The sequence below is a fragment of the Winogradskyella ouciana genome (assembly GCF_965284585.1).
Taxonomy (GTDB): domain Bacteria; phylum Bacteroidota; class Bacteroidia; order Flavobacteriales; family Flavobacteriaceae; genus Winogradskyella; species Winogradskyella ouciana.
In genome coordinates this window covers 2,015,185-2,041,204 of record NZ_OZ260095.1, presented here as the reverse complement: position 1 = coordinate 2,041,204, position 26,020 = coordinate 2,015,185, and the positions used below count along the sequence as shown (strand labels likewise).

Sequence of the window (26,020 nt, the reverse complement as noted above, 5' to 3'; positions counted from 1 at the left end):
TATCACCTTAATGATATCCTATTTTAGTAACTATTAGAGTTACACATCCTATAACAATCAAGGTAAATAATAACCTTAACTTCTGATTTTTACATAATATTATTCCACATATAGCAAGTAAAGCCATAAACGCTGTCTCAAATCTAGCACATAAAATACCTAGAATCATAATAGAAAAAAGGATATGCGTTAATGCACTTTTGGGTTTAAGTAATAACAATATTGCTACAGAAAACTCCATGATAACAGTAAGCCATGCATAGACTATACTAATCTTACCTAAGTTTGGAATTACATCTTTCATAACAATACTTTTGCCCATATTTGGGTCTGTATTGTGTAGCGTCTTTAAGAGTTCATAATTGCTTTTTGTTACCTCTAAACTTTCTGGAAAGAAATTAATAAAAAAGCTGAATAGAGTGCCTCTATTTATCATATAGTAATAAAATTCGCCACTCATAAACTGGCTAGACATTAGTTTTTGAACAACAGAAGCTAATATTACAACAACTAAAAGAACCTGAATGTTTTTTTGAAGAATATCAGGACTCTTGTGATACGTGTAAAATATCACCGCTAGCACCATAAAAACTAACATAAAGTGGTGGTTAGCCATCCATATATATGAAAATACAAGGTCAATGAAGAGAAACATTAAAGGCACTATCCAAACAATTGGATATTTTATTTTATCACGGAACAAAAACCAACTCAATAGTCCTGCAAAAAGCAATGGCACCTTCCATAAAACATGTCTCTGAGCCATAATAAAAACATAAGTACCAAGCACTAAAAGTAATAGCTGAATAGCCAACGTAATGTGGTTGCTCAATTTTTCTTCTATACATGACCAATACTTTTTCAATGCTCTTATTTTTTATAATAAAGTTCTTCTAATAAAACTCTGGTGTACTTACCATCTTTTGAATTAATAGTTGGTTTCCAAACTTGAATGTGTATACTATCTTCATTAGTTAAATTTAAGACCTGCCTGGCAGCTTCCTCTAAGTTTCTCTCATTGGGCATTAATTTCAGATACCGAAATGATTCATTTATGCTGTTGTTAGCAATTAAAGAATCTACAGACATACCTGTTATATAGATTTGATTACCCTGATAATGTATTTCTGTGTACATGCCATAACCGCCACCTTTCCATCTACTCAAATTATTTATGTGAACATTACAAAGCTGAACCATTATAACAACAACTGCAACGCAGGGAATACCATATTTCAATAAGAGTGTTTTTGAAGTACTTGCCATTTAACTTAATTGAATCACTAAAATAAGGAAATAGTATTCCTTTTTATAAAATGAGCTACAAAACGGTACGTAAACAAAAAAATGCCTCTCATTTCTGAAAGGCATTTTTATTTATAATTACACGTCGACAGCGCTTGGTGTAACGTTAACTTTATCTATCAGACTTATTCCTCGTCTTCTTCTTTTACTTTCTTCTTTAAAGATTCTGCAGCATCACCTTTTTTAGCCGTATCGTACATTAATGGTGTAGCGATAAACATAGATGAATATGTACCTACTAACACACCAATGATTAATGCAAATAACAATCCTCTTAATGAGTCTGCACCGAACATAAACATTGCCAATAATACCACTAAGGTCGTTACAGACGTGTTTAATGTTCTACTTAATGTACTGTTTAATGAGGCATTAATGGTTTTACCAAATTCCCAAGATGTGTGCTCATTTAAGAATTCTCTAATTCTATCAAACACAACTACCGTATCATTCAGCGAGTAACCAATTACTGTTAAGATTGCCGCAATAAAGGCTTGATCAATTTCCATACTGAATGGCATAAACTTCCATGTTAATGAGAAGATTCCCAATACGATTAATACATCATGGAAAACAGCAGCTACCGCACCTAATGAGAATTGCCATTTCTTAAACCTGAATAAGATATAAAGGAATACAACTACCAACGATCCTAAAACTGCCCATAACGACGATTTCTTAATATCATCTGCAATTGTTGGACTCACTTTACTCGAAAGCATTTTACCGATTTTTTCATCACCAGAACCATCTTGGAATTCAGCATAGCTCATGCCATCTGGTAAATAGGGTTTTAAAGCTTCAAACAATTTAGTTTGCACTTCCTCATCGGCTTCTACAGAGTTATCTTCAACCTTATATTTGGTAGAAATCTTTAACTGATTCGCTGTACCAATAGTCTTTATCTCTGCACTTCCGAATACCGCTGGATCATTCAATACTGATGAAATTTCCTCAGTACTTACGGGCTGCTCAAATCGCACTTGATACGTTCTACCACCAACAAAATCAATACCTTGGTCTAATCCTGTTGTGAATAGTGAACCTAAACTTGCTAAAATTAAAACACCAGAAATAACATAAGCAATCTTACGCTTCTTTAAGAAGTTGATGTTTACATTTTTGAAAAGGTTCTTGGTCATTGCCGTAGAGAAATCTAATTTTCCTCCTCTGTTTACCCACCAGTCAATTAATAGACGTGTGATGAATATTGCAGTGAACAACGATGTTAAAATACCAATGATTAAAGTTGTTGCAAAACCTTTAATTGGCCCTGTACCAAATACAAATAAAATTAAGGCGGTTAAACCTGTAGTAATGTTTGCATCTAATATTGAAGATAAAGCATTAGCAAAACCGTCTTTAATAGACTCTTTTTGCGATTTACCTTTAGCAATCTCTTCTCGTATTCGCTCAAATATAAGTACGTTCGCATCTACCGAGATACCAATAGTTAAAACAATACCAGCAATACCAGGTAATGTTAACACGGCACCTAAACTTGCTAGTACACCAAAAATCAATAGGATATTAAGCAATAAAGCAACGTCGGCAAAAATACCAGCCTTACCATAATAGAATATCATCCATAGCAATACGAAAGCCAAGGCGATAAGGAATGATTTCATCCCACTATCAATAGCTTCTTGTCCAAGCGAAGGCCCTACTTCATCTGCCTGAATGATCTCAGCAGACGCAGGTAATTTACCAGCTCTTAATACATTAGCTAAATCCACTGCTTCTGTTAGTGAGAACGCTCCAGAAATTTGAGAGTTTCCACCAGCAATACCTCCTACTTGAGACACACCAGGTGCAGAATACACAATATCATCTAAAACAATAGCGATATTACCATCTTCTTCGTTTGCTTTTTTGGTCATCTCTTCCCAAATCTTAGCACCTTTAGCATTCATTTGCATACTTACAGCGGGTCTACTGATTTGGTCGTAATCTTGTCTTGCATCCGTAATCACCGCACCACTCAATTGAGGCACACCATCTCTATTACCTTTAATGGCATATAACTCTGCAAATTCAGAATCCTTTTCTTGTATTCCCCATACAAATTTAGCATAACGCATTTCTGCAGGTAACTGAGCTCTATTCTGTGGCGCGTTAAGTGCTGCGATAACTTCCTCTTTGTCTTTTGCCAAGAATCTTGCAATCACAGGTCCATTACCTGGAGATTGAATACCTAGTGGGTTAACATCGGCAACGTCAGTTGAATCTGTTTCTATTTGACCCGTTAATTCATCAATAGTATTAGTTACAGAATCTTGCTCAACCTCAGCGTTTTCAGCTGTTTCCTTTGAATCTTCTTGAGCAGCCTCTACTAAGGCTTGGTTAACCTGTAAAACGTATGGGAACATTTCTTCTGCCTTATACGTTTCCCAAAACTGTAATTGTGCTGTTTTGGTGATGATATCTACAACACGCTTTTTATCTCTAGCACCTGGTAATTCAATTAAAATACGACCAGAGTTACCTAAACGTTGAATGTTTGGAGACGATACACCAAAACCATCAATACGATTACGCAATACTTCAAAAGCAGAAACGATAGACTCATCTATTTTACGCTCTAATACAGTTTTCACCTCATCATCAGACATATCAAATTTTATGTCGTCACTTAAATCTCGGTTCGCAAATATATCAGGCGACGCTAATTTGGTATCTCCTTTTATGGCATCAAATGCTCTAAAAAATGATTCTAAATACGACTCTTGTGCATCTTTCTGTAGTTCTTCAGCATCAGCTAAAGCTTTATTAAAAACAGGATCTTTACTGTTATTAGCTAATCCTTTTAAAATATCCTTAACAGAAATTTGGATAATGGCATTAATACCACCTTTCAGATCCAGACCCAATTTCATGGCATTGTTTTCAACCTCACTATAGGTGTATTGCGACAAACCTAAGTTATATACTTCAATAGGCTCAAATTCATCACCTACTTGAATTTTTGATGTCTTTAATGAATCTAAGTAATCAATCTCAGCTTGTGCTCTTAAGTCTTGATAATTCTCTACCGATTCATCATATTTTGCTACAGCAGCCATTTGGGCTTCATCTTCTATTTGGTTGGCCTTAAACGTGAAGGACAATTGGTAAATACTTACCAAACCAAACAAGAGTGCAAACAATTTAATTATTCCTTTGTTTTGCATTTTATTATTGTTTTATGTCTAATTTTTAACGCGCAAATATAGAATTTACACCCTAATCAGACAATTGATTTTTATATAAATAGTTTTTTGCTTTTCAATTGATAAAAGCGATTTTGAAAAGAGTGGGAATGTTTCAGATTTTATTCCCTTAAGCTATAGGTCCTGCCCTTACTTCAGGAATTTTGTAAGAGTGGTTATCTACTAATAATGTGGTAGTAATGTTTGTTCTAAGTGCAACCTTAACCCATAAATTGGTCAATTCCATTTCTATATTTGGAACGGAGGTATCAACTTTAAGGTTTTTAAAGCGATCGCTTTTTTGATTAAGCTCTACAACCTCAACACCTTCAAAGTCCCAATGAGTAGGTTGACCACTTTCTTGAATTTCTGAAATATTGAGTTGGTAATCTTTTAGATTATTGTGCTTAGGAAGATTATTGGAATGGTCCTTTTTGCTATTATGTGCAATATTAAAACTTGCATCATCAGAGAGAATACTTTGAATTTGTTCAACATCTGCATTACTGTAATACGTAATCTTGAGTTGCCCATTTTGATCTTGTCCAATTCGTATCTGCTCTACTCCAATAGCCTTAAGCTTTAGCTGAATGGCCTCAATAGTTTTTTGAGCATCATTTTCGGTAATCTCAGCATCGGAAAACTGAACAACAATCTGTTGATTAGGAGCGACGGAAGTTTCTATGTACCTCCCTAAAAAGGCCAATAGAATAATTAGAATACCAAAATGCAACTTGGATTTCATCCCGCAAATATAGGAAATTTAGGTAGTTATTATAAATCCTCTTCCTCTAACTTTTTAAGGCTGGTAAATTTTAGCTTGGGTATCATCTGTTGTGAACTCAAAACATTTGATAAATCTATAGCTTGCTCTAAAGTAAAACTACCAGATATTTGAGATGATCCAACTGTAATAGGTCCAGAAGAAACACTTGGTGCGCTATAAACAATATCATTTAATGTAATTGCAATTTTAGTCTGATTAAGGTAGGCATCATTTGTCATCTGATACCATTTGTGACCTCCGTATTCATTCATTTTTAAACTAATGGCTGGCCTACCAATCTGATCATAGTCTTGTCTTGCCTCTATAATATGGCTATCATTAACTGGTGCCCTTTCCTTTTGATTGGATTCTAAACCATAGAGTTCTACATAACCATCATTTGGTAATCCAAATAAGAATTTTAAATCCTTAAACTCGTCAAAGTATAAATTTTGCACTTTTTCATTGTTCAATATTTTTCTTACTTGTATAGTATCTTTTACAGAAAACGTAGGTAATCCATCATAAGCCATACCTTGTACTAGAGAAGACAAAGGTTTTGTAACTGAATCATTTGCAATAACTTTATCAGCTTCTAGTATGAAAGAAATTATTTTATCACTTTTAGCACATGGCCAAAAATCTAGCTTTCCTTGATTTTCCACCACTTGATTTACACCTTCAACATCAAAACCAGAGTCAAGGGTTACCACAATTTCATCATTTGAATTCAGCCGCACCTCAACATTTCTTAAATATTTACTTAATCGTTTTTGAATTACCTTAACTGTTGTTTGCTTTTCAGAGTCAGAAACATCCTGTGCATTTACAAAAGCATAAGTGATGTCGTGTTTTTCATTATGAAATAGGTTTCCACAAGAAAATATTAGAATAAGCCCAAGAAGAATAGTTAGTTTTTTCATGCCGTCAAATTAATTAAAAAAATAAAGACCACATTTCTGTGGTCTTTATATTCGTATAATAAAATTGAAATTTATAATTCCAATAGTCCATTTGTCTTTTTAACACCTTCTGCACTTTCTGCCATGTGTTGTTTTTCGGCATCACTTAAAGGTACGTCAACTATTTTTTCAATACCGTTTCTACCTAAAATAACTGGCACACCGATACATAGGTCGTTTAATCCGTATTCACCATCTAATAATGTAGAACATGGGAACATTTTCTTTTGGTCGCAAGCAATGGCTTGTACCAATCCGCTTACTGCAGCACCTGGTGCATACCAAGCAGATGTTCCTAACAACTTCGTTAGTGTAGCACCACCAACCTTAGTATCTTCTTTTACTTGGTTAAGACGTTCTTCTGATAAAAACTCAGAAACTTTAATACTGTTTCTAGTGGCATGGGATGTTAATGGCACCATACCTTTGTCACTATGTCCACCAATTACCATACCATCTACATCACTAATTGGAGCTTCAAGTGCTTCTGCCAATCTATATTTAAATCGTGCTGAATCCAAGGCTCCACCCATACCAATAATTCTATGCTTTGGCAAGTCTGTAGTTTTATGTACTAAATAGGTCATTGTATCCATTGGATTACTCACCACAATTAAAATTGTATTAGGTGAGTGTTCCACTAAGCTAGAAGATACAGATTTTACAATACCAGCATTGATACCAATCAGCTCTTCACGCGTCATACCTGGTTTACGAGGAATACCTGAAGTAATAACACAAATATCACTATTTGCAGTTTTAGAATAATCGCTAGTGCTTCCTGTAATTTTGGTATCAAACCCATTTAAAGATGCGGTTTGCATTAAGTCCATTGCCTTACCTTCTGCATAACCTTCCTTAATGTCTAACAATACCACTTCTGAAGCAAAATTTTTAATAGCAATATACTCTGCACAACTTGCACCTACTGCACCTGCACCAACTACTGTAACTTTCATTTTTATAATTTTTTATGTGAAACTTAGTGTTAAAAACGATTGCAAAATTACGAATAAAATAATGGTAAACGAAGAAAGCACAAGATTTACTCTTGTGCTTTCCAATATTTTAAAGATGTGATATCTTATTTACCTAAACCCAAAGTTAACACCTACAGAAAAGGCATCAAACTCAGAGAGATGATATTCTGCGTTTATTCTGAAAAACCCTAGTTTAAGTTTTGCTCCTAATGTTCCTCTTACAGAAGACACTTCGCTTGAAACTGAAAATGGATCTGTTATGGTTTCTGATGTCAAAGGGCCGTTGGTAACTCTGTAATTCCCCAATAAATCAGAATCTGATTTACCTGTGATATAACCTAAACCTCCATAAAGATTAAATACCGGAAGCTTTGTAGAAACCGCTAATTGAAATAACCACGTATTGGTATCGTTTTCCAATCTTTGGTTTTCACCTTCAATACCTGAAGAGTCAGTAATATCATAAGAACCATCCAAATGGTTATAAGCGACTAAAGCAGATAATGCCACTGGCCAAAGTTTATCAGCAGGAAGCCATTCCGTGAATTCTAATTGTAAACCTGCTCCATATAGGTTAAATGTTACTTCGTCGGTATCAACCTTTGGAAAGTAACGTGCTTTCACCTCTATACCACTTCCCAAACCAATAGCACCTTGGACAAAGGCCGTTGGCAATAAATTTTTACTTTGATCACCTATTCCTTGTGGCAATTCCAATTCTACGGTTTGTGAACCAAAAATTGGATCGTCATATTCTACTTCAACATATATATCTGGTTCATTTTCACCCAAAACAGACGCAACATCTTGTACACTTGGGCCTTGTACAAACTGTACATTATTATAATCTGCAGTATTCATACTAAACATTTTATCCTCATCCTTGACCAAAGAAGCATTGGCAATAACAGAAATTTCAAAACCTCCTAAGGGTTTTACTTTTGCTGAATTAAACCAATTGGCATTGAGACTGTACATTATACCATTGGTTCCTGGCGCTAAATAATCATTTGCAAATCGTTCTGCGTCTTCAACGCCTGCGGCAAGTAATACATCAATATCGTTTTGTGCCTTAGCGGCTGATACCGAAATACAAAGGGCTATAAATAATACTATTTTTTTCATTGTGGTTAAGTTTATTATCGTGGAACAAATATATTAAAATAACATTAAAAAATGTATTTTATCGTTATTTTATGCTTTTAATCGGATTAAAAAGAACACCTTAGGCTTACATTAGGAGTTAGTCCTAGAGACTTATTTTCTATTTTAACGGCTCTATTAGAATCTTCTGGATCTACTTCGTAATAGGTGTTAATACTGTTTTTTCTATCTAACAGGTTGATAACACCAACTCTTATTGATGTATTAACTTTGTTTGTGAGCTTAAAAATATAATTCAACGAAGCATCCAATCGCATAAAGTCATCTAGGTTATTACTATTTGGTGTATCGTAATTCACAAACGTATTATTACCATCCTGCACTGTTTCATTGCCTTCAACGGGTTTAGTAAAGGGTTGTCCAGACCTCCAAATACCACCAACAGACATTTCAAGATTTCGCAACACATTATAATTAAAGCCCAAAGTCACTGAGTGCCTTATATCTACATTGTTAGGAAAAACCGAAGGTGTCAGTGTTTTAAATTCGTAATCGTTAATACTATAAGTATAACTCAACCAAGTACTAAATTGTTGCGCAGTTTTGCTAATCATCGCCTCAACTCCCTTAACATCATAGCTTCCTATGGCATTTATGAATTGAAAATTATTATAAAACCCTTGATTAGAAACCGTAATTCCGTCAACGTGTTTGTAAAATCCTTCTACATCAAAAAGGAAATTGTTTCTATTATATTCTAAACCGAAAGAACCTTGTTTGCTTTCTGAAATCGGGATATTTTCTTCATTTGCCAAAATCCAACGACGGTTTTCTACACCAAGGAAATCATCTTGAAAATCTATAATCTGGGTTGCGGATTGATTCTTAAACTCACCTTGAAGCTTTACGGCAAAGCTGTTAGATAGTTTCTGTCTGACATTCAATCTCGGCTCTACTATTAGCTTACTGAATTTTTGAAAATAGTTACCTCTCACACCTGCCCTTACATAGGTTTTACCATTGTTAAATTCTACTTCTAAAAACCCAGCATGATTCAGTAATACATCCTTTTTAGTACGTTCGTAATCTGGATTTTCTACCGTTGTCTCGTTAAGAATACCAACCTCTGTAAACTGATAACCACTTAGTAGATTCAAAGTTTTGCCTATTCTAAAATCAGATTTAAATTTTAAACCCGTCTCTAGGACTTCGTTAGACTGTGTTAGTAGCTGATTGGTTTCTACCCTTAAATCTGTGGCATCCACATTATACTTAGAGTAATAACCACTTAATTGTGTTGTAAATCTATCACTCCAAGAGGCTTTCCAACTACCACCAAAACCAAGGTTCTCTTGTTTTAGGTTACTGGTTTTCGATTCAGTTTCATTGGAATTATTCGTATTGACTTCGGAATAATCAAGATCATTGTTTATACCTATTAGATTGGCCCTGAATTGATGATTATCATTAAGATCGAACAATAGTTTTGCTGTAAAATCATAAAATGAAAAGTCTGAAGTTCGGTTGCTATCGCTAATACTTTCACTATTGGTTTCAATTTCACTATCCTGAAAGCTACGTTCAAAATAGTTTTCGTAAGTAGGTGATGTAAATACATCTGTAAAAGAACGTCTTCCTGAAAAATGGAATGCCAACTTATCTCCTATAGGAACTTCTAAAAATGCATCAGCATGTAGTAAATTGGCACCAAATCCGCCGGAAAATTTATCATTGACTTCGTTTTTGGTTTTCATATCAACGGTACTAGACACTCCATCGCTAAACTCACTGGACGTACCATTTTTAGACACCACAACTTTTTCAGTCAGATATGGATTATACGCAGATATTAAACCAAAAAAATGGCCCGAGTGGTACATCTTAATACCATCCCAAAGCATAAGGTTTTGATCGTTTGTGCCACCTCTAACATTTATATTGGCGATACTTTCGTTAACGCTTTCAACACCTGGCAAAACTTGAATGGTCTGTAAAATATCTGGCTCTATTAAACCTGGTAACGTACCAAATTTCTCTGTATTTAGGACTGTACTCCCATCAATGCTTTTTTGTAAGCCTGTAGTTAAAAATTTAGTGATTAGCACTTGATTGAGTAACTCGGATTGCTCCTTTAGTTGTACAGTTTTACATTCTTTATGGCTCCATAGGTCAACTGCATTGAACTCTTTAGCTTCAAAACCTATAAACGAAATCACAATTTTAGCATTAACAGGAACCTCATTTAACGAAAATTGACCATTTTCACTTGAAACTGCGCCATTGGTAGTATTAAAAACCACAACCGATGCTCCAAATAGCGGTTCATTTACCTCTGTTACTATGGTTCCACAAACAGAAATCGTTTTATCTATTGACGAAATAGTGATGTAACGTTCAGTTAAGAATTTAAAGTTTAATAGGGTCGTTGTATTAAACCTATCGATAATAGCAGAAAGTGTTTCAGTGTCAGATAGTCGTTCTACAAAAACAGGTTTCACCTCATTTGCCGAGTACGAGAATTTAACATCAAACTTCGTTTCTATTTCTGGGATTAGGTCTAAAAGCGATGCTTTCTCCTGAGCTGAAATGAACAGAGGGAAAAACAGAATTATGATTAAATGAAGAATTCTAGTTAGCTTCATAGTTATAAAACTCTACTTCATTACCATTTATTTTGTAACTGAGTTTTAATGGGATTGTTACCGCCTGTAAAGCTACGTTTTTATCATTGTGCGTAAAACTTCCTGAGAATAATTCTGATGTATTAACACCTTTTGCAACTGTAATTTTTATATCGTATTGCAGTTGTAGCTCATCAATAACTTGCCAAAGAGGCACATTAGCAAAGCTAGATTCTTTATTCAGCCAAGCCGGATTTTGAGCTATAAAGTCTTCAACTGAACTAATTTTGCCATTAACTACTCTTACACTTTTACCAGGTTTTAAAACTGAAGATGTACCGTTATAACTCACACTTACCGATCCTTCGTAGCATTTTACTTCAAAATAATTGGCCCTTTCCTTTACATTAAATTGTGTTCCTAATACTTGTATTGAACCAGCATCAGTATTTACAGTGAATTTTTCCCCCTTAGTAACTTTAAAAAAGGCTTCACCATCTAATGTAAGCGTACGCTCTGTTTTCCAATCTTTTTTATTGTAGGATAATTGAGATTTTGCATTTAATATCACTTCCGAATCGTCAGGCAAATTAAATGTAGTTGTCTCAGCAATGTCTGTGGAATAAGATTTTGTAGCGTTAAAAAACAAAAAATAAGAAGACGTTAGCATCAACACTAAAACAGCAGCTACTCTTAACAATGTCTTATAGTTTAATGGAATAACTTTTGGCTCGTCCTTCTTAAACGATCTCGTTTTAAAGTCAGCCAAAGCCTTTTCTGCATCAATTTGAGGCACTTCAAACTGTTTAGCATAAAATGCCGCCTTATCTAATGTAGAAAAGTCCTCATTTGGGTACATGGATTTGATCTCTTCAGTAGAAATCTCACCATTAAACCATTTTAATATGTCATTATCCTTGTTCATTATTTTATGCTATTCAACTTTAAGACACTCGGTTTTGTTTTTACCCTACGGTTTTCTTAAATATTTTGATAATCTAATTTTTCTCTTAATATTTTAAGTGCACCAGACATACGTTTTTCTACTGTTTTTTGTGATATGTCTAACATTTCCGCAATTTCTCTGTATTTTTTATCCTCAATTCTATTTAATAAAAAAACTTCGCGTTGTTCTTCGCTTAAATCTGAAATAACAGTTTGAAGCTTATTCTTAAACTCTTCTTCTTCCAATAAATATTCAGGGTTCTGATTTGTTCTATCTAAATAAGGAGACTTTTTAGCATATGTTAAAACTACTTTTTGATGCCTTACTATATTTAGGAACAAATTATTTACTGTGGTAAATAGATAGGTTTTTGCTTTACTAAAATCTATTTTTGAGCAATTTTCCCAAATTTTTGAAAACGCATCCTGAACCAGGTCCAATGAAGTCGCCTTATCACCACATTTATAATAAGCGAAATTATTTACTGCTTGTATATGCTCTAAATAAAACGCGTTAAAATGCTCTTCCTCGCAAAGTTTAGATTTTGGGCTTGCCATTTGCTATTCATCAAATATTCACTGCAAAAATAGAAATAAAAAAATTCAAATTTATTCATTTGTAATTCAATACATTAGAGGCATTATAGAAAAAAAATTAAAATTTCGGTAGGGTAAATTGCGTTATGAACGTCTTAAGTATAGAAAGCGAATAATCGCAATCATGAATAAAGAAAAAATCTTAACCCAAAAATTTAATATTATGAAAAATTTAAAATTCTTAACCGCACTTTTATTTGTTTCAGTTTTAGCATTTACATCTTGTCAAGACGAAATAGATAACGAAAATGGTGATAACCCAAATACTAATTCGGCCGATTCACCAACAGCTCAAAATTTAGAACGTACGTCTATGTACGATGGTAGCTTTGACGACTTTCTAGATGGTATATCTTGTTCTTCAGTATTGTTACCTGTAACAGCAACTGTAAATGACCAACAAGTAACTATTGTGAGTCAATCTGATTATCAATTGGTATTAGACATTTTAGGTGAGTTTACTAACGATGACGATTCTGTACAATTTCAATTTCCATTAACAGTAAGACTTAGCAACTACACGGAAGTGGTTATTGCAAATCAAACCGAGTTTGATCAGTTAATGGACGCATGTGAAGATGCTGAGCAACAAGCAGAAGATGCTATCAATTGTTTAGATATTGATTTTCCGATAACAATTTTAACCTATGATGCTAATTTAGAGCAAACAGGTAGTGTTGTTATTGAATCTGAACAACAGTTATACGGTTATATAAATAATTTTGGAGACGATGCTTTCTTCTCTGTAAATTATCCTATTACTGCTACATTAAATGGTAGTGGTACAGTAGAAATCTCTAGTGATGCTGATTTGCAATCTCAAATTAATGAGTGCTTAGCAACTGAAGATGAGATGGACGAAGCCGAAGAAGAAGCTGATAACTTAACAGATATTTTAGTAGATGGTTTATTTACAGTAGAAGCTTTTGTAACTGCTGGTGTAGATACTGCCAGTGATTATGCTGAATTCACTATTGACTTTGCAAATGACTTAACCTGTACTGCAGAAAACACAGTTGATGCAACTGTAGAAGATGTTCAAGGAACATACGAAGTCACTTCAGAGATGGATGTATTTTTCTCCCTTACATTTTCTGGAAATGCAACTTTCGAATTGCTTAATGGTACGTGGGAAGTAACAAGCTATTCTGAAAGCTCAATTGCACTACAAAGTACAACTAATGCTGCCGTGACTTTGGTTTTAGACCAAATCTAAATCCAAATAGCCATTAGTTACGTATGTTAGGGTAAACAGCCGTTGTTAACAGCGGCTGTTTTTTAAAAAATTACACTTACTAAAAGCCCATAATCTGTCAATAGACAAGTGTATGGGCATTTGGTTTGAAAAAATATTACCAACCAATATAATTAAATCGTAGAACATTAATATTATTGCAAAAATTTAAAAATGAAGTTCAGAATCTTATATACAGTTTTATTGCTATTAGTTATTGTTGGTTGTTCTAAAGACGATTCCGTTTCAGGCAACGACGAAGGAAATAATCCTATTGATGTCAACCTTAATAGACAAGCCGTTGGTAGTTCTGCCAATGATTTACTATCTGGCAACACGTATAGTAAAATGATAGTTGAACTTGTCTATGTTGAAGGATTTGAACCCAACGAAACTACGGTAAGTAATTTTGTGAACTTTCTTCAAAATAGAGTTCATAAACCAAATGGAATTACAGTTGAAAAACGATCGATTCCATCACCTGGTGAGACGATATATTCTATACAAGATATTGCTAATATAGAAATTGCGGAAAGACAAAACTATAATACTGAAGATACCATTGCTGTTTGGGCACTGTTTATTGATGGTGAATCAGAAAACAATACCAACAATAATGTAACCTTAGGATCTGCCTATTGGAATACATCTTTTGTAATATTTGAAGAAACCGTACAAAACTTTAGTAATAGTACTTTTGAACCTAACAGAACGCTATTGGAAACTACAGTTATCCATCATGAATTTGGTCATATTTTCGGCTTAACAAATTTAGGTTCTGATATGGTTGAAGATCATGAAGATGACGAGCACCCAAAACATTGCGATGTAGAAGACTGTTTAATGTTCTGGGCAACAGAATCATCAGCTGGCTTAGATGACATGCTAAACATGACCTCTGCTCCAGAACTCGACAGCCAATGCATTGCAGATTTGCAAGCTAATGGAGGAAAATAATTAAAATTAACCCAAACATATAAAAACGATGAAAACAAGAATTTTAACAATCTCAATGATTTTTTGTGCATTTTTAAGTATTAATGCACAAGACGATACAAACACTAACACATCTAACTTTGGTATTAAAGGTGGTTATAACCTGGCAGCTGTAAGTTTTGATGAGGACAGTGAAACAGGACAACGTCATGGTTTCCATATTGGTTTTTATGGTGAATCATTTCTAACGGAAAGCATTGCGCTACAAGTAGAACTAATGTATTCTCAACAAGGTTACGAAATAGAGGATAATGGTGGCACTTTTACGCAAAAGCTAGACTATATTAACATGCCATTGATGTTTAAAATGTATCCAGACGACAACTTTTTCTTAGAAGTTGGTCCACAAGTTGGCTTGGCAATTTCTCATGAGGAAGAATTTGACAGTAACTTTAATCTATTTGATACCTCACAAGAATTTGAGCCAAGCAGTTTTGATTGGGGAGTAAACTTTGGTGGAGGATTCAAAACCGATTCTGGCGTAAGTTTAGGTGTGAGATACCATTTAGGCTTAGGAGATATTTATGATGAGGGAAGCCCTAAAAATAAAATGTGGCAATTCTCAATTGGTTTTGATTTCTAAATAATATAAACCCTATTTAAAATATTCCTTTTTAGTGAAAGAGGAATGTGCTATTAACCAAAAAACCGCACAGAAATGTGCGGTTTTTACTTTTATCATCACGAATATTAATTATGCATCAATATTTGCATAAATAGCATTCTTCTCAATAAACTCTCTACGTGGAGGTACTTCATCACCCATAAGCATAGAAAAAATTCTATCTGCCTCTACTCCATTGTCTATTTGTACTAAACGCATAGTTCTAAACTCTGGGTTCATTGTTGTGTCCCAAAGTTGCTCAGCATTCATCTCACCAAGACCTTTATAACGCTGAATTTTTGCATTATCGCCGAATTCCTTCATAATCGCATCACGTTCTTTATCACTCCAAGCGTATTGTTTTTTTGCACCTTTCTTTATTAAATATAAAGGTGGTGTTGCAATGTAAATATGACCGTTTTCAACCAACTCTTTCATATATCTAAAGAAGAAGGTTAAAATTAATGTTGCAATGTGGCTACCATCAATATCGGCATCACACATAATCACTACTTTATGGTATCTTAATTTTGAAAGGTTTAGCGCTTTACTATCTTCTTCCGTACCAATAGTAACACCAAGTGCTGTAAAGATATTTTTAATTTCTTCGTTTTCAAACACCTTATGCGTCATGGCTTTTTCAACATTAAGAATTTTACCTCTTAATGGTAAGATGGCTTGAAATTTTCTATCACGACCTTGTTTTGCCGTTCCACCTGCCGAATCTCCCTCGACCAAGAACACTTCGCATTTTGCCGGGTCTTGCTCAGAACAGTCAGATAATTTCCCTGGCAAACCACCAATGCTCATTACAGTTTTACGCTGTACCATCTCGCGCGCTTTCTGTGCAGCGTGCCTTGCCTGTGCAGCCAAAATCACTTTCTGAACAATGATTTTAGCATCGTCAGGATGTTCTTCCAAATAATCAGATAACATCTCCGAAACGGCCTGACTTACAGAAGCCGATACCTCACGGTTTCCTAACTTGGTTTTGGTCTGTCCTTCAAATTGTGGCTCCTGTACTTTTACAGATACAATGGCTGTTAGACCTTCACGAAAATCATCACCTGCAATATCAAACTTCAATTTATCCAACATTCCAGATTCGTCCGCATATTTTTTCAATGTATGGGTCAATCCACGACGGAAACCTGTTAAATGCGTTCCACCTTCATGTGTATTAATATTGTTTACGTACGAGTGTAAATTCTCAGCATAGCTCGTATTATACACCATAGCCACCTCAACTGGCACACCATTCTTTTCACCCTCAAATGAAATGACATCTTTCATCAATGGCTCACGGTTACCATCCAAAAATTTGATAAATTCTTTGAGACCTTCTTCAGAATGAAATGTTTCGCCTTCAAATGTTCCATCTTCTTTTTTGTGACGTTTGTCTATTAAATGAATAGTGATACCTTTATTTAAATACGCCAATTCACGTAAACGACTTGCTAATGTATCGTAGCTATACTCTAAGGTTTGTGTAAATATTGTTGGGTCTGGCTTAAAAGTAACTATAGTTCCTCTTTTGTCAGTTTCACCAACTTGCTTTACAGGGTACATGGTTTTTCCTCTTTCATACTCTTGCTCCCAAATTTTACCATTTCTATGTACAGTTGCCTTTAAATGTTCTGATAAAGCGTTTACACAACTTACACCAACACCATGCAGACCACCAGAAACTTTATAAGAATCTTTATCAAACTTACCACCTGCACCAATTTTAGTCATTACTACTTCTAGAGCAGAAACGCCTTCTTTTTTGTGTAGATCAACTGGTATACCACGACCATCATCTTCTGTTGTAATAGAATTATCTTCATTTATGGTTACGGTAATATTATCGCAATGACCAGCTAAAGCTTCATCAATAGAATTATCTACAACCTCATACACTAAGTGGTGTAAACCTCTTGTACCAACGTCTCCAATATACATGGAAGGACGCATACGCACGTGTTCCATACCTTCTAGTGCCTGAATACTATCTGCAGAATAATTGTGCTTGTTAAATTCTTCTTTCTTTTCGCTCATTATTTTTAATAAATTTAGTTCTAAATAACGTCACAAAAAAAGACGCCTACGCGTCTCTTTTGAGTACTATCAAAGATACAAAATAATGAGCCTTTTTAAAAGCTTTTTATCGATTGGAAGCATTAATTATTAACAATTGTTAAAAACCCAAAAGTGTCTTAAAACGGCTAAAAAGTGTCTTAAATTTGATTTTAGTGAATTTTTAATACGAGTGAAAAAGAAAAATAGTAAAAGTGGCTTATACGTGGTTTTATTAAATTGATTACTACTATTATTTCATGTTTTTTTCGCCTTAATTACTTCGATTTTGAAGTCTTTCATATTTCAGCACCAATCAAATTAATCAAATGTCTTGTAGGATGTTTGCTCTCCGTTAACATAACGGGTCTCTGAGTATAGTTTGTAATCATAGAACACCTTCTTTGATACCATCTCACCGTCTTTAAATGTTTTTTCGGTAAAAGAACTCTTAAATGCATCTTTTCCACCAGGCATGTAAGCTTTTTCAAAAGTCGCTTTTCCGTTATCATACATAGCATCTATAACCAAGTAGCCTGATGCCGTGTAGCTTTTAAAGTGCCCATGCATTTTATCATTTTTATAAAAGCTATCATACCTCAACTGGCCATCTTCATACCATACTTTATATTCGCCTTCAAACTTCCCCTGGTTATAATTAACTTTTCCTCTCATTTGACCATTTGGAAACCAAGTTTTGCTTTCACCGTGTTTAATACCGTTTTTATAATTGGTACTTTTAGAAAGCTGACCATCGGTATACCATACACGTTCGAGTTGGTCTGGCTTGTTATTTTTATAAATACTATCATAGTAAAGCTGTCCATTGTCGTACCACTTTTTATAACTTCCATTTAATTCGCCATTTTCAATAGTACACTCTAGTCCTAATTGGCCATTCTCGTACCAATCTTTTAAAATACCATCGGCTAAAGCATTATTTTCGGCGAGATAATATATACCTTCAACATATTTAATATCGGCTTGTTTAAGCTCTCGTAATTGTCCAATGGCAGTCTGAATTGTGCAAAGACACAATAAAAAAATGAGTTGCTTTTTCATAATTATAAATTTAAAGCATCAAAGGTAAGACAGCAAACCGCTCTTGCCTCTTGACATACAATTATAAGATAAATTTATCAAAACAGAATATGCACCTTTTTGATTATGTGTGTTTTATCTTTGGCTTGGTATAGTTATTTGCTGTTAACTTGCTATTTCTTCTTCAATTAATGAAATTAAAGTCTTAATGAATTCCGCTAAATCTTTATGAATTCCTGCTAAAAAACTATTGTTCATCATGGCGAGGCGAAGACCGTTTTTAAACATTTCGTCATTATGTTGCCACTGGGCATCTTCAATCAGTTTTTGGTGTTTGGATTCAGGGATATCTGCTGCAGTTAATCGCTCAGGAAAACCGTAGGCAGGTGTCGTCATATCAAAGAATCCCAAAGCCTCAATATTTTCTATGTTTTGATCGTAAAGGTAGTCTTGGTGTTCTCGTCTCATATGTTCTTCTCCTGTGGCTATGGCCGCATAGTGCTTATCCAATTCTAACAAAGCATTTTTTATGGAATCATTTTTTATGAGACTGAGGTTACCAGAACTCAGGAGTTCTTTAAATGTATTGTTGTTGGGCACAAAGACGCTCCAAATGAAAACTTGTTCGTACCTATCTGTATATTTCTCTACATCCTCTATGGTAGTGGGTTCTTTTGCGTTGAGCAATACTGTGCAGGCTTTGGCTTTTTCATACCTATACTTTGCAAACGCTGAATTGTTATCTATTTCACTAATTAAATCTGACTTTAAATTTTTGAGATAATTCACTTCTCTTGTACGTTCCTTTCTGGCTTCATTGGCGTTATTTATCTGTAATGCAATTAAAATCCCTATGACCACTAGTATGATTTCGCCAATGGCGTAAAGCAAATATTTTTTAGTTCTGTTCTGGTTGATCATAGATTGTCGGATATGACGAAAGAATTTAATCATTGTTAATTGTTCAATTCGTTAGTAATTAACCGTATCATATGGTTTATGCTTTCTTTTAAGATTTGTTCATCTAATATAATTGCGTTCTTCCAACTAGTCATATTACTCACTATATCCTCTAATTCGCGATTACTAAAAAACCATTTATAATCCGATGTGTAAGAGCCTTTAGGGAAATCAGTGTAGTCTTCGTAACGTCTAATTCTGTTGGAAGAATTTATTTTTCCGTCAACGGCAGGCCAAAAACGCTCATTAAGCAACCTTTCTAGCATTCCTGTTTCTTGCGTGGCATCAATGACCAAACCATCGAATGCCGTTATAAAACCTTTTATTTTTTTGTTTTGAATATGGTCTATTTTACCTGAAGCGATAAGGGATTTGATATAGCCATCATTGGCTTCAAAAGTATAAACAGATTCTATTTTGCCGATAAGTGAGTCTAATTCCAATTCGGTACCATTAGAAATATCAGTATTAAACATACTTATTAATTTTAGGCCTATCCGATATTCATTTTTATGAATATTGAGAATGGTGCTTAATTGATCTCTGTTGATAATCAATTCACTTTTTAGATTGGTTAAAATTTCCTTCTCTGATTTTAATATTTTTCTTTGCTCATTCCAATTGTTAATCTGTAACGCAATTAAAATACCGATGACTACGAGGATGATTTCGCCAATGGCGTAGAGCAAATATTTTTTGGTTCTGTTCTGGTTGATCATTGAATGCCTTATTTGGCGGAAGAATTTAATCATTAATAGACGATTTTGTTTGCACTATAATTTCATTAATCAAAGTTTTAGTCTCCAAGTTTCTCTCTAATAATTTTTGGTTATACCACAAAACATTATCTAAAAAATTCTCAAACTTTATTTCTTGAAATAACGAGTAGTAACTAGGCTTTACCTTAGACTTTCCGGCCCATTCAAAACCACTGTATGCATCCATTTCCTTAAACGAAATTTTAGAAAGCAAATAGGGTAAATACTGTTCATTGACCCAATTATCTATTCTATCTACCCTTTTGGCTCTTATCTCCTTGATAACTCCCCATTGATACAATAAATCGGATAATGCTTCATTCTGTATTAAAGTAAGTCGGTCAGTTTGTATTAAGTTGTTTAAAGTATTATCAGCAAATGCAATATCACTATCTCCCATGCTGACGCTAAATAGACTATCTAAATTATGAACCGAAAGTTCTTCATCAGAAGCGCCAATTAAAGTCATCAATATCTTATTGGCATCCATTTGATTTTCGAGACGTAATAAATTTTCTTCTATAGCTTTTTTGTTAATCTTAAAATCCTTGTTTAACTTTCTTATAATATCTTTTTCGGCATTTCTATTTATTCTGTTTTGATTCCAATTATTTATTTGAAGTGCAATAAGAATACCGATAACGACTAGGATGATTTCTCCAACGGCATAAAGAAGGTATTTTTTGGTTCTATTCTCATTTATCAATGAGTGGCGGATATGACGAAAGAACTTAATCATATATTGAACTATTTTTTAGTCTAATGTTAGTTGCCGTCATCAAAAACCTTACGCTTGTTTTATTTCGCATTGCTAAATTGAGAATACATAACCATTAAAAAAATCAACATGTTAATACAAAATATTATCTAAAGTCCAATCTAGTCTTTTCTCCATCATAGTGAAATTACAATCAGAAAAGAACACATGATAGATTTCTCTTCTAAAAGCTGCCAACTCCATCTCCGTGTAGGTATTTTTATTTACTGCATTTTCTATTTTCTCTAATTGCTCTTCTTCTGAATCATTTTTAAACTCAGCATATATTTTTAAAAATGTTTTGGTCGGTACTTTAGATTGTATCATATTAATTTCTTCTTCAGACTCATTATTATCTGCATTGGCGCAGAGTAAAAGGATATAGGTCTGCAATTCTTCTTTGCTCCACTTATTTTGTTCTTCGCTCATGACTATAAATTTTTAATTGGTTTTTATTTGATGTTACTCATTAGTTCTAATAGTACATTATTATATATACTATTCTATTTGATTGATTATATGAATACTAAATTTAATCAATTATGATGACACAGCTTCTGTAATTGTTCATATACTGGTTGCATTTCGTTAAGGATTTTTTGAAAATGTTGTTTTTCCCTATTGCTCATCAGCACAAAAAACACAAGATCGTTCTGAAATTGTTTATAAACCTTAGAATTTTCATCTAAGTGCCAATTATCTATCGGTAAAGTAGCCATAATTTCATCTCCTAAGGATGCTTTGGCATAATCTGCATATTGAAACCCTACCTGGTTATCATCTTCATAAGCAAAAGCGCGTTCTATACTATGGTTTCTATTTAAATCTAGTTGGTATATGAGATTGTCTAGTTCTGCATAATATCTAATTAGTGTCTTTTTTAACGATTCGTTTTTAATGAGATTTAGTTTACCCGAAGAGGTAATATCCAATATCGTTACTTTACTAGGCACAAAAGCGTTGGTTCTTAAGCCTTGTATATAATTATCGATAAGGTATTCTTTGGATTTTTCCTTTTTTGGCAATTCTAAAAGAAGTGCTTTGCTGGTTCTGATTTTATAGTCTGATTCTTCAGACAATCGCTTTATATTTTGGCGGTCTAATTCAAAATCCTCGAGCAATCTACAGTAATATTCATCTTCTGTTATACTGTTTTTCCTTGATTCATTCCAATTATTGATTTGTAACGCAATTAAAATCCCAATAACCACTAGGATGATTTCGCCTATTGCGTACAGTAAGTATTTTTTGGTTCTGTTTTGGTTTATCATAGATTGACGTATATGTCTAAAAAACTTTATCATTGGTTGTCCTTCATTATTACATTTAATCAGAGAGTTCCTTTTCAATAGAATTTAAAAGCGATTCAATATTTTTTATTACTCCCTCACCTCTGTTTTGAACTGCCGCATTCTCAAAAGCTATTGCAGATAATAATTTCAGAAAAGCATCATCAGTTCTTATTTTGTTGTAATCTTCCTGAGAAATTTTAAAATCTCCATAGTATTTTCTGCTTAAATTGAATTGCATAGTGAAATATTTCAATAATAGTGGTTCGCTATGTAATGCATGAAAACGCAAACGCTCCTCCTCGTACCTTTTGTAGTAAGGATAAGACCTTTCGTAAAGCAGAGAAATATCATTTCTTAAACTATCGTTTGAAATTACTTCTACACCTTTAGATTGCAATAATTGATATCCACTTTTGTTAGGATCAAAATGAGGTGTAACTCTAAGAATAGAAATGACTTTAAAAATCGAATCGTTAGGGAATTCATTATTCTTAATAAATTCTCTAACATCTAAACTTGCACTATTTATATTGTCCATATAGGACACATCGTCTTGTAATTCTTCGAGATCCATACTTAAATTAACATGAAGTTCTTTGAGTATTTTCTCTTCCAGATTTTTTGTTTTTCTTTCGTCATTCCAATTGTTGATTTGAAGCGCAATAAGAATCCCAATGACCACAAGGACGATTTCGCCTATAGCATACAACAAGTACTTTTTGGTTCTGTTTTGGTTTATCATAGATTGACGTATGTGACGGAAAAATTTAATCATTGGTTTTAAAGTTCATTCTCAATTAAGCTTATTAAGCTTTTAATATCATTATGCAATACTATACGTTCACCAATCAAATTGTCAACAACTAATAGTTTCAGTGCAAGCGTACTCGTTATTTCTTTGTTTTGCAATAATGTCCGATAATCATTTTGGCCAATTTCAGTAAGCTTAAATTTGGGGTTTCTTTCATTTAGCATTTTTACGATATCAAGGTATTTTATAGTAACCTTATCGACATTAAGTTGTTGGACGGTCATGTTATCATCGACTTGAAAACGAAGATCAGTCATTGAGTTTTCCAGTTTAGTTAGTCTATCCTTAATTTGTTGATTTGTTATTAGCGATACCTTGCCCGAAGATTTAATATCACTATAGGTTTGAATAATTGGTGAAGTAGTTTGTAAACTTAAAAAAGACTCATAAAAAAGAGAATCTGCCTTAGAATGGTCAAAATATCGTTCTCTTTCTGGTGAATCGGTTAAAATAATTTGAAGGCTTTTTGATATGGTTTGCTCTCTGATAATTTGACTTTTAGATTCCTGTAAGGCCTGCTTTAAATCTGTTGTGAGATTTAAAAGAATTTTATCTTCTTCTAAATTAATTTTTCTATTTTCATTCCAATTATTGATTTGTAGTGCAATGAGAATCCCTATTACGACGAGAATGATTTCACCAATGGCATAGAGCAGATATTTTTTGGTTCTGTTTTCTTCCATAAGTTTATATCTAATATGTCTAAAAAATTTTATCATCTTAGTTACTCATATCAATTTCATTATTAATCATTTTTAAGATTTGTTCTGTTCTCACTCTTAAAGCTTCGTTACCTGATTTTTGTAAACTAGATATCGTGTTCCTATACGACACTTTGTTTATAATCTCTAGTTTGTTTTTGGGTTGGTTTATGATTTGAATTGCTAGCGCTTTAAGCTCATTATCATTGACTGTTTTATTTTTGAAAGGATAAAAGTCATTGAATTTTTTAACCATTCTCTCAGAATTCCCATAAGAAGCAAATCCACCTACTTTAACAAAAGTGTCAGTTGTTAAGTTATCTACGAGATTGGTGTTGTTGATATTTGTGTTTTTGGCAAATAAGTCTATTTGTTGATTAAAGGCTATGAGCTCCTCTTTTAACTCTGTATTTTGAATGATATTAATTTGATTAGAATTCAACATCTGTAAAAGCGTTGTGTTTGCATTAGAAAATGTCCAGCGTGTTGTTAGATCATTCAATTTTGGAAAAACACTGTCCATATCATCAAAACCTCCATTCAATTCGAAATGCTCAATAATATCATTTGAATGGTCGATTATAATATTTTCATAATCAATATAGACATCTAACATACTTATCTGAGTTTTTAAATCGCCCTTTAAATTGTGTAGATATGTAATTTCCTGATTGCGCAATTTTTTATTTTCATTCCAATTATTAATCTGAAGCGCAATGAGTATCCCAATAACCACGAGTATGATTTCACCAATCGCATAGAGCAAATATTTTTTGGTTCTGTTTTGGTTTATCATGGATTGACGAATATGGCGGAAAAATTTTATCATTGGGAGAGTGCTTTCAATTCGTTATTAATATCATTTATTATGGCTTTTAATTTTGCCTTGATACTCATTGTATACATCAAGAACAATCTGCTTTGGGTGGCATACGTTCTAATCATTGTTTGATACCTTTTATTGGTTTTTAGCGCTTCATAATCGTGTGGAACCATTCTTGCATCAATGATGCCTTCGTGGCTTAAATCGAAAAACTGGACTACATCAAACAATTCGATACATTGTTCTTGAATGTAGCGGTCCGAGACGAAGAAACCTTTTTCCCAGATACGCAAGGATTCATATCTGTTATCGTGCATATTGATAATTTTTTTTCGCAATGAATCATTAGAAATTAAATCTAAACCTTTTGTTTTTAACATATCGTAGGGTCCATCATTGCTAATAAGTCGGGTGAGCTGTAATGCCGATGCAAAATGGAGACTTAAAGAATCGTGATAAGGCGCATCGGATTTTAATTGTTTTAAAATTATAGTACCAGATCTAGATGCCTTGGTAAGGGCTTCAATATTTATATTCAAATCTAAAGTATCTGCCTTAAACCCTTCCTGTAATTCTTTTAGCGCTTTTATTTCGGCCTTTACGAGCTTTCTGTTTTCATTCCAATTATTAATTTGAAGAGCTATAAGGATCCCAATGACCACGAGAATAATTTCACCAATGGCATAGAGCAGATATTTTTTGGTTCTGTTCTGATTTATCATGGATTGACGGATATGTCTAAAAAATTTAATCACGGTTTTCTAATTCTTTATCTATTAAATCAATTAAATATTTGGTGCGCTCTAATAAAAGTTCGCATTTATTTCTACTATTTTCTGCACTATAGCTCCTACCCTCTAATTGCTTAAACAATTCATATTTTTGATCTGGCATTAAATCGTTTTTAAGATAAAGCGTACCGTTATCCCTAAGATTAATTCCCAATTTATTATTTAGCACATAGGTCCCAAACTGACTATTCACTCTATATAGATTGTTATGATTTACAACCGACTCGGTATAATCCAAAAACTGATAGTACTCCACTATATCTTTATGTAATTGCGGATTGCTTATTACGGCTGTCTTTCCTCCAGTACCCATATTATTAAAAGTGGCCTTGTTGGCCACAAACGTTAGACGTACAGAAAGGGTGTCTAGCAGAACTGCAAGTCTCTTAACCTCAATATTAGAATTAAGCATATTAAGACAAGAGTCTGCATAGGCCATAAAAAAGTTTTCCTTATCTATTTGTCTTTGAATTATTTTCTCTTGAAGATTAAGGTCGCTTTTTAAACTAATTAAGGTTCTTTTTTCAAGATTTTTGTTTAAGCGGTTATTATTCCAATTATTGATTTGTAGCGCTATTAATATCCCAATAACCACAAGGATGATTTCTCCGATGGCGTAGAGCAGGTATTTTGAAAAACGATTTTCTTTAATCATGTTATTGCGGATTTTACGAAAGAATTGAATCATAATTATCTTATTTTATTGTTTCCGCAAGCGGCTATCTC

Annotated in this window: 25 protein-coding genes; 3 read left to right on the top strand and 22 right to left on the bottom strand. The window is 33.6% G+C overall.

Annotation, left to right across the window (positions count from 1 at the left end; all coding sequences use genetic code 11):
- Nucleotides 1–7 precede the first annotated feature (7 nt).
- The 10 genes from ACQ65V_RS08975 to ACQ65V_RS08930 all read right to left on the bottom strand — a co-directional run bounded on the left by ACQ65V_RS08975 (nucleotide 8) and on the right by ACQ65V_RS08930 (nucleotide 12,429).
- On the bottom strand, nucleotides 8–865 hold the full coding sequence (locus ACQ65V_RS08975) for a hypothetical protein (protein ID WP_430467638.1): 858 nt from the start codon (nucleotides 863–865) through the stop codon (nucleotides 8–10).
- Between the two features lie 5 nt (nucleotides 866–870).
- Nucleotides 871–1,266, bottom strand: a complete 396-nt coding sequence (locus ACQ65V_RS08970) for a hypothetical protein (RefSeq protein ID WP_430467637.1) — start codon at nucleotides 1,264–1,266, stop codon at nucleotides 871–873.
- A gap of 164 nt (nucleotides 1,267–1,430) precedes the next feature.
- Complete coding sequence (gene secDF / locus ACQ65V_RS08965; protein WP_430467636.1) at nucleotides 1,431–4,475, bottom strand: protein translocase subunit SecDF; 3,045 nt, start codon at nucleotides 4,473–4,475, stop codon at nucleotides 1,431–1,433.
- 148 nt (nucleotides 4,476–4,623) lie between these two features.
- Nucleotides 4,624–5,238 (bottom strand): hypothetical protein, encoded by a 615-nt coding sequence (locus ACQ65V_RS08960; RefSeq protein WP_430467635.1) that lies wholly within the window; start codon nucleotides 5,236–5,238, stop codon nucleotides 4,624–4,626.
- A gap of 29 nt (nucleotides 5,239–5,267) precedes the next feature.
- A complete protein-coding gene (locus ACQ65V_RS08955) occupies nucleotides 5,268–6,182 on the bottom strand; it encodes a SecDF P1 head subdomain-containing protein (protein ID WP_430467634.1) in 915 nt (304 codons plus the stop codon).
- Between the two features lie 71 nt (nucleotides 6,183–6,253).
- On the bottom strand, nucleotides 6,254–7,180 hold the full coding sequence (gene mdh / locus ACQ65V_RS08950) for a malate dehydrogenase (protein ID WP_155089858.1): 927 nt from the start codon (nucleotides 7,178–7,180) through the stop codon (nucleotides 6,254–6,256).
- Between the two features lie 129 nt (nucleotides 7,181–7,309).
- Nucleotides 7,310–8,326 carry a DUF6588 family protein gene (locus ACQ65V_RS08945; RefSeq protein ID WP_430467633.1) on the bottom strand — a complete coding sequence of 339 codons (1,017 nt, stop codon included), beginning with the start codon at nucleotides 8,324–8,326 and terminating at the stop codon, nucleotides 7,310–7,312.
- A gap of 86 nt (nucleotides 8,327–8,412) precedes the next feature.
- Entirely contained in the window at nucleotides 8,413–10,947 is a 2,535-nt protein-coding gene (locus ACQ65V_RS08940; protein ID WP_430467632.1) for a TonB-dependent receptor, read from the bottom strand.
- Nucleotides 10,934–11,851 carry a FecR family protein gene (locus ACQ65V_RS08935; protein ID WP_430467631.1) on the bottom strand — a complete coding sequence of 306 codons (918 nt, stop codon included), beginning with the start codon at nucleotides 11,849–11,851 and terminating at the stop codon, nucleotides 10,934–10,936. The genes ACQ65V_RS08940 and ACQ65V_RS08935 overlap by 14 nt, the downstream gene beginning before the upstream one ends.
- Nucleotides 11,852–11,907: 56 nt before the next feature.
- A complete protein-coding gene (locus tag ACQ65V_RS08930) occupies nucleotides 11,908–12,429 on the bottom strand; it encodes an RNA polymerase sigma factor (protein WP_430467630.1) in 522 nt (173 codons plus the stop codon).
- Between the two features lie 202 nt (nucleotides 12,430–12,631).
- Between ACQ65V_RS08930 and ACQ65V_RS08925 the strand changes: the two genes are divergently transcribed.
- The 3 genes from ACQ65V_RS08925 (at nucleotide 12,632) to ACQ65V_RS08915 (ending at nucleotide 15,281) form a co-directional block, all read left to right on the top strand.
- Nucleotides 12,632–13,684 carry a hypothetical protein gene (locus ACQ65V_RS08925; RefSeq protein WP_412561464.1) on the top strand — a complete coding sequence of 351 codons (1,053 nt, stop codon included), beginning with the start codon at nucleotides 12,632–12,634 and terminating at the stop codon, nucleotides 13,682–13,684.
- 192 nt (nucleotides 13,685–13,876) lie between these two features.
- Nucleotides 13,877–14,659, top strand: a complete 783-nt coding sequence (locus tag ACQ65V_RS08920) for a membrane metalloprotease (protein WP_430467629.1) — start codon at nucleotides 13,877–13,879, stop codon at nucleotides 14,657–14,659.
- Between the two features lie 28 nt (nucleotides 14,660–14,687).
- Nucleotides 14,688–15,281 carry a porin family protein gene (locus ACQ65V_RS08915; protein WP_430467628.1) on the top strand — a complete coding sequence of 198 codons (594 nt, stop codon included), beginning with the start codon at nucleotides 14,688–14,690 and terminating at the stop codon, nucleotides 15,279–15,281.
- A 111-nt stretch (nucleotides 15,282–15,392) separates the two neighbouring features.
- Here ACQ65V_RS08915 and gyrB read toward each other — a convergent pair whose 3' ends face one another.
- The 12 genes from gyrB to ACQ65V_RS08855 form a co-directional block, all read right to left on the bottom strand.
- Complete coding sequence (gyrB, locus tag ACQ65V_RS08910; protein WP_155089866.1) at nucleotides 15,393–17,342, bottom strand: DNA topoisomerase (ATP-hydrolyzing) subunit B; 1,950 nt, start codon at nucleotides 17,340–17,342, stop codon at nucleotides 15,393–15,395.
- Between the two features lie 339 nt (nucleotides 17,343–17,681).
- Nucleotides 17,682–18,422 carry a toxin-antitoxin system YwqK family antitoxin gene (locus ACQ65V_RS08905; protein WP_430467627.1) on the bottom strand — a complete coding sequence of 247 codons (741 nt, stop codon included), beginning with the start codon at nucleotides 18,420–18,422 and terminating at the stop codon, nucleotides 17,682–17,684.
- A gap of 144 nt (nucleotides 18,423–18,566) precedes the next feature.
- A complete protein-coding gene (locus ACQ65V_RS08900) occupies nucleotides 18,567–19,355 on the bottom strand; it encodes a DUF6090 family protein (RefSeq protein ID WP_430467626.1) in 789 nt (262 codons plus the stop codon).
- Nucleotides 19,356–19,357: 2 nt separating this feature from the next.
- Entirely contained in the window at nucleotides 19,358–20,113 is a 756-nt protein-coding gene (locus ACQ65V_RS08895) for a DUF6090 family protein (RefSeq protein ID WP_430467625.1), read from the bottom strand.
- Nucleotides 20,106–20,858 (bottom strand): hypothetical protein, encoded by a 753-nt coding sequence (locus tag ACQ65V_RS08890; protein ID WP_430467624.1) that lies wholly within the window; start codon nucleotides 20,856–20,858, stop codon nucleotides 20,106–20,108. Before ACQ65V_RS08890 ends, ACQ65V_RS08895 begins: the two co-directional genes overlap by 8 nt.
- A gap of 111 nt (nucleotides 20,859–20,969) precedes the next feature.
- Nucleotides 20,970–21,305, bottom strand: coding sequence for a hypothetical protein (locus ACQ65V_RS08885; RefSeq protein WP_273292305.1), 336 nt, complete (start codon nucleotides 21,303–21,305; stop codon nucleotides 20,970–20,972).
- Nucleotides 21,306–21,412: 107 nt separating this feature from the next.
- Nucleotides 21,413–22,180 carry a DUF6090 family protein gene (locus ACQ65V_RS08880; RefSeq protein WP_430467623.1) on the bottom strand — a complete coding sequence of 256 codons (768 nt, stop codon included), beginning with the start codon at nucleotides 22,178–22,180 and terminating at the stop codon, nucleotides 21,413–21,415.
- A gap of 22 nt (nucleotides 22,181–22,202) precedes the next feature.
- A complete protein-coding gene (locus ACQ65V_RS08875; RefSeq protein WP_155089874.1) occupies nucleotides 22,203–22,943 on the bottom strand; it encodes a DUF6090 family protein in 741 nt (246 codons plus the stop codon).
- Between the two features lie 5 nt (nucleotides 22,944–22,948).
- Nucleotides 22,949–23,662 (bottom strand): DUF6090 family protein, encoded by a 714-nt coding sequence (locus ACQ65V_RS08870; protein ID WP_155089875.1) that lies wholly within the window; start codon nucleotides 23,660–23,662, stop codon nucleotides 22,949–22,951.
- 37 nt (nucleotides 23,663–23,699) lie between these two features.
- A complete protein-coding gene (locus ACQ65V_RS08865) occupies nucleotides 23,700–24,509 on the bottom strand; it encodes a DUF6090 family protein (protein WP_155089876.1) in 810 nt (269 codons plus the stop codon).
- Nucleotides 24,506–25,258, bottom strand: coding sequence for a DUF6090 family protein (locus ACQ65V_RS08860; RefSeq protein WP_155089877.1), 753 nt, complete (start codon nucleotides 25,256–25,258; stop codon nucleotides 24,506–24,508). The genes ACQ65V_RS08865 and ACQ65V_RS08860 overlap by 4 nt, the downstream gene beginning before the upstream one ends.
- Complete coding sequence (locus ACQ65V_RS08855; RefSeq protein ID WP_155089878.1) at nucleotides 25,251–25,982, bottom strand: DUF6090 family protein; 732 nt, start codon at nucleotides 25,980–25,982, stop codon at nucleotides 25,251–25,253. Before ACQ65V_RS08855 ends, ACQ65V_RS08860 begins: the two co-directional genes overlap by 8 nt.
- Nucleotides 25,983–26,020 lie beyond the last annotated feature (38 nt).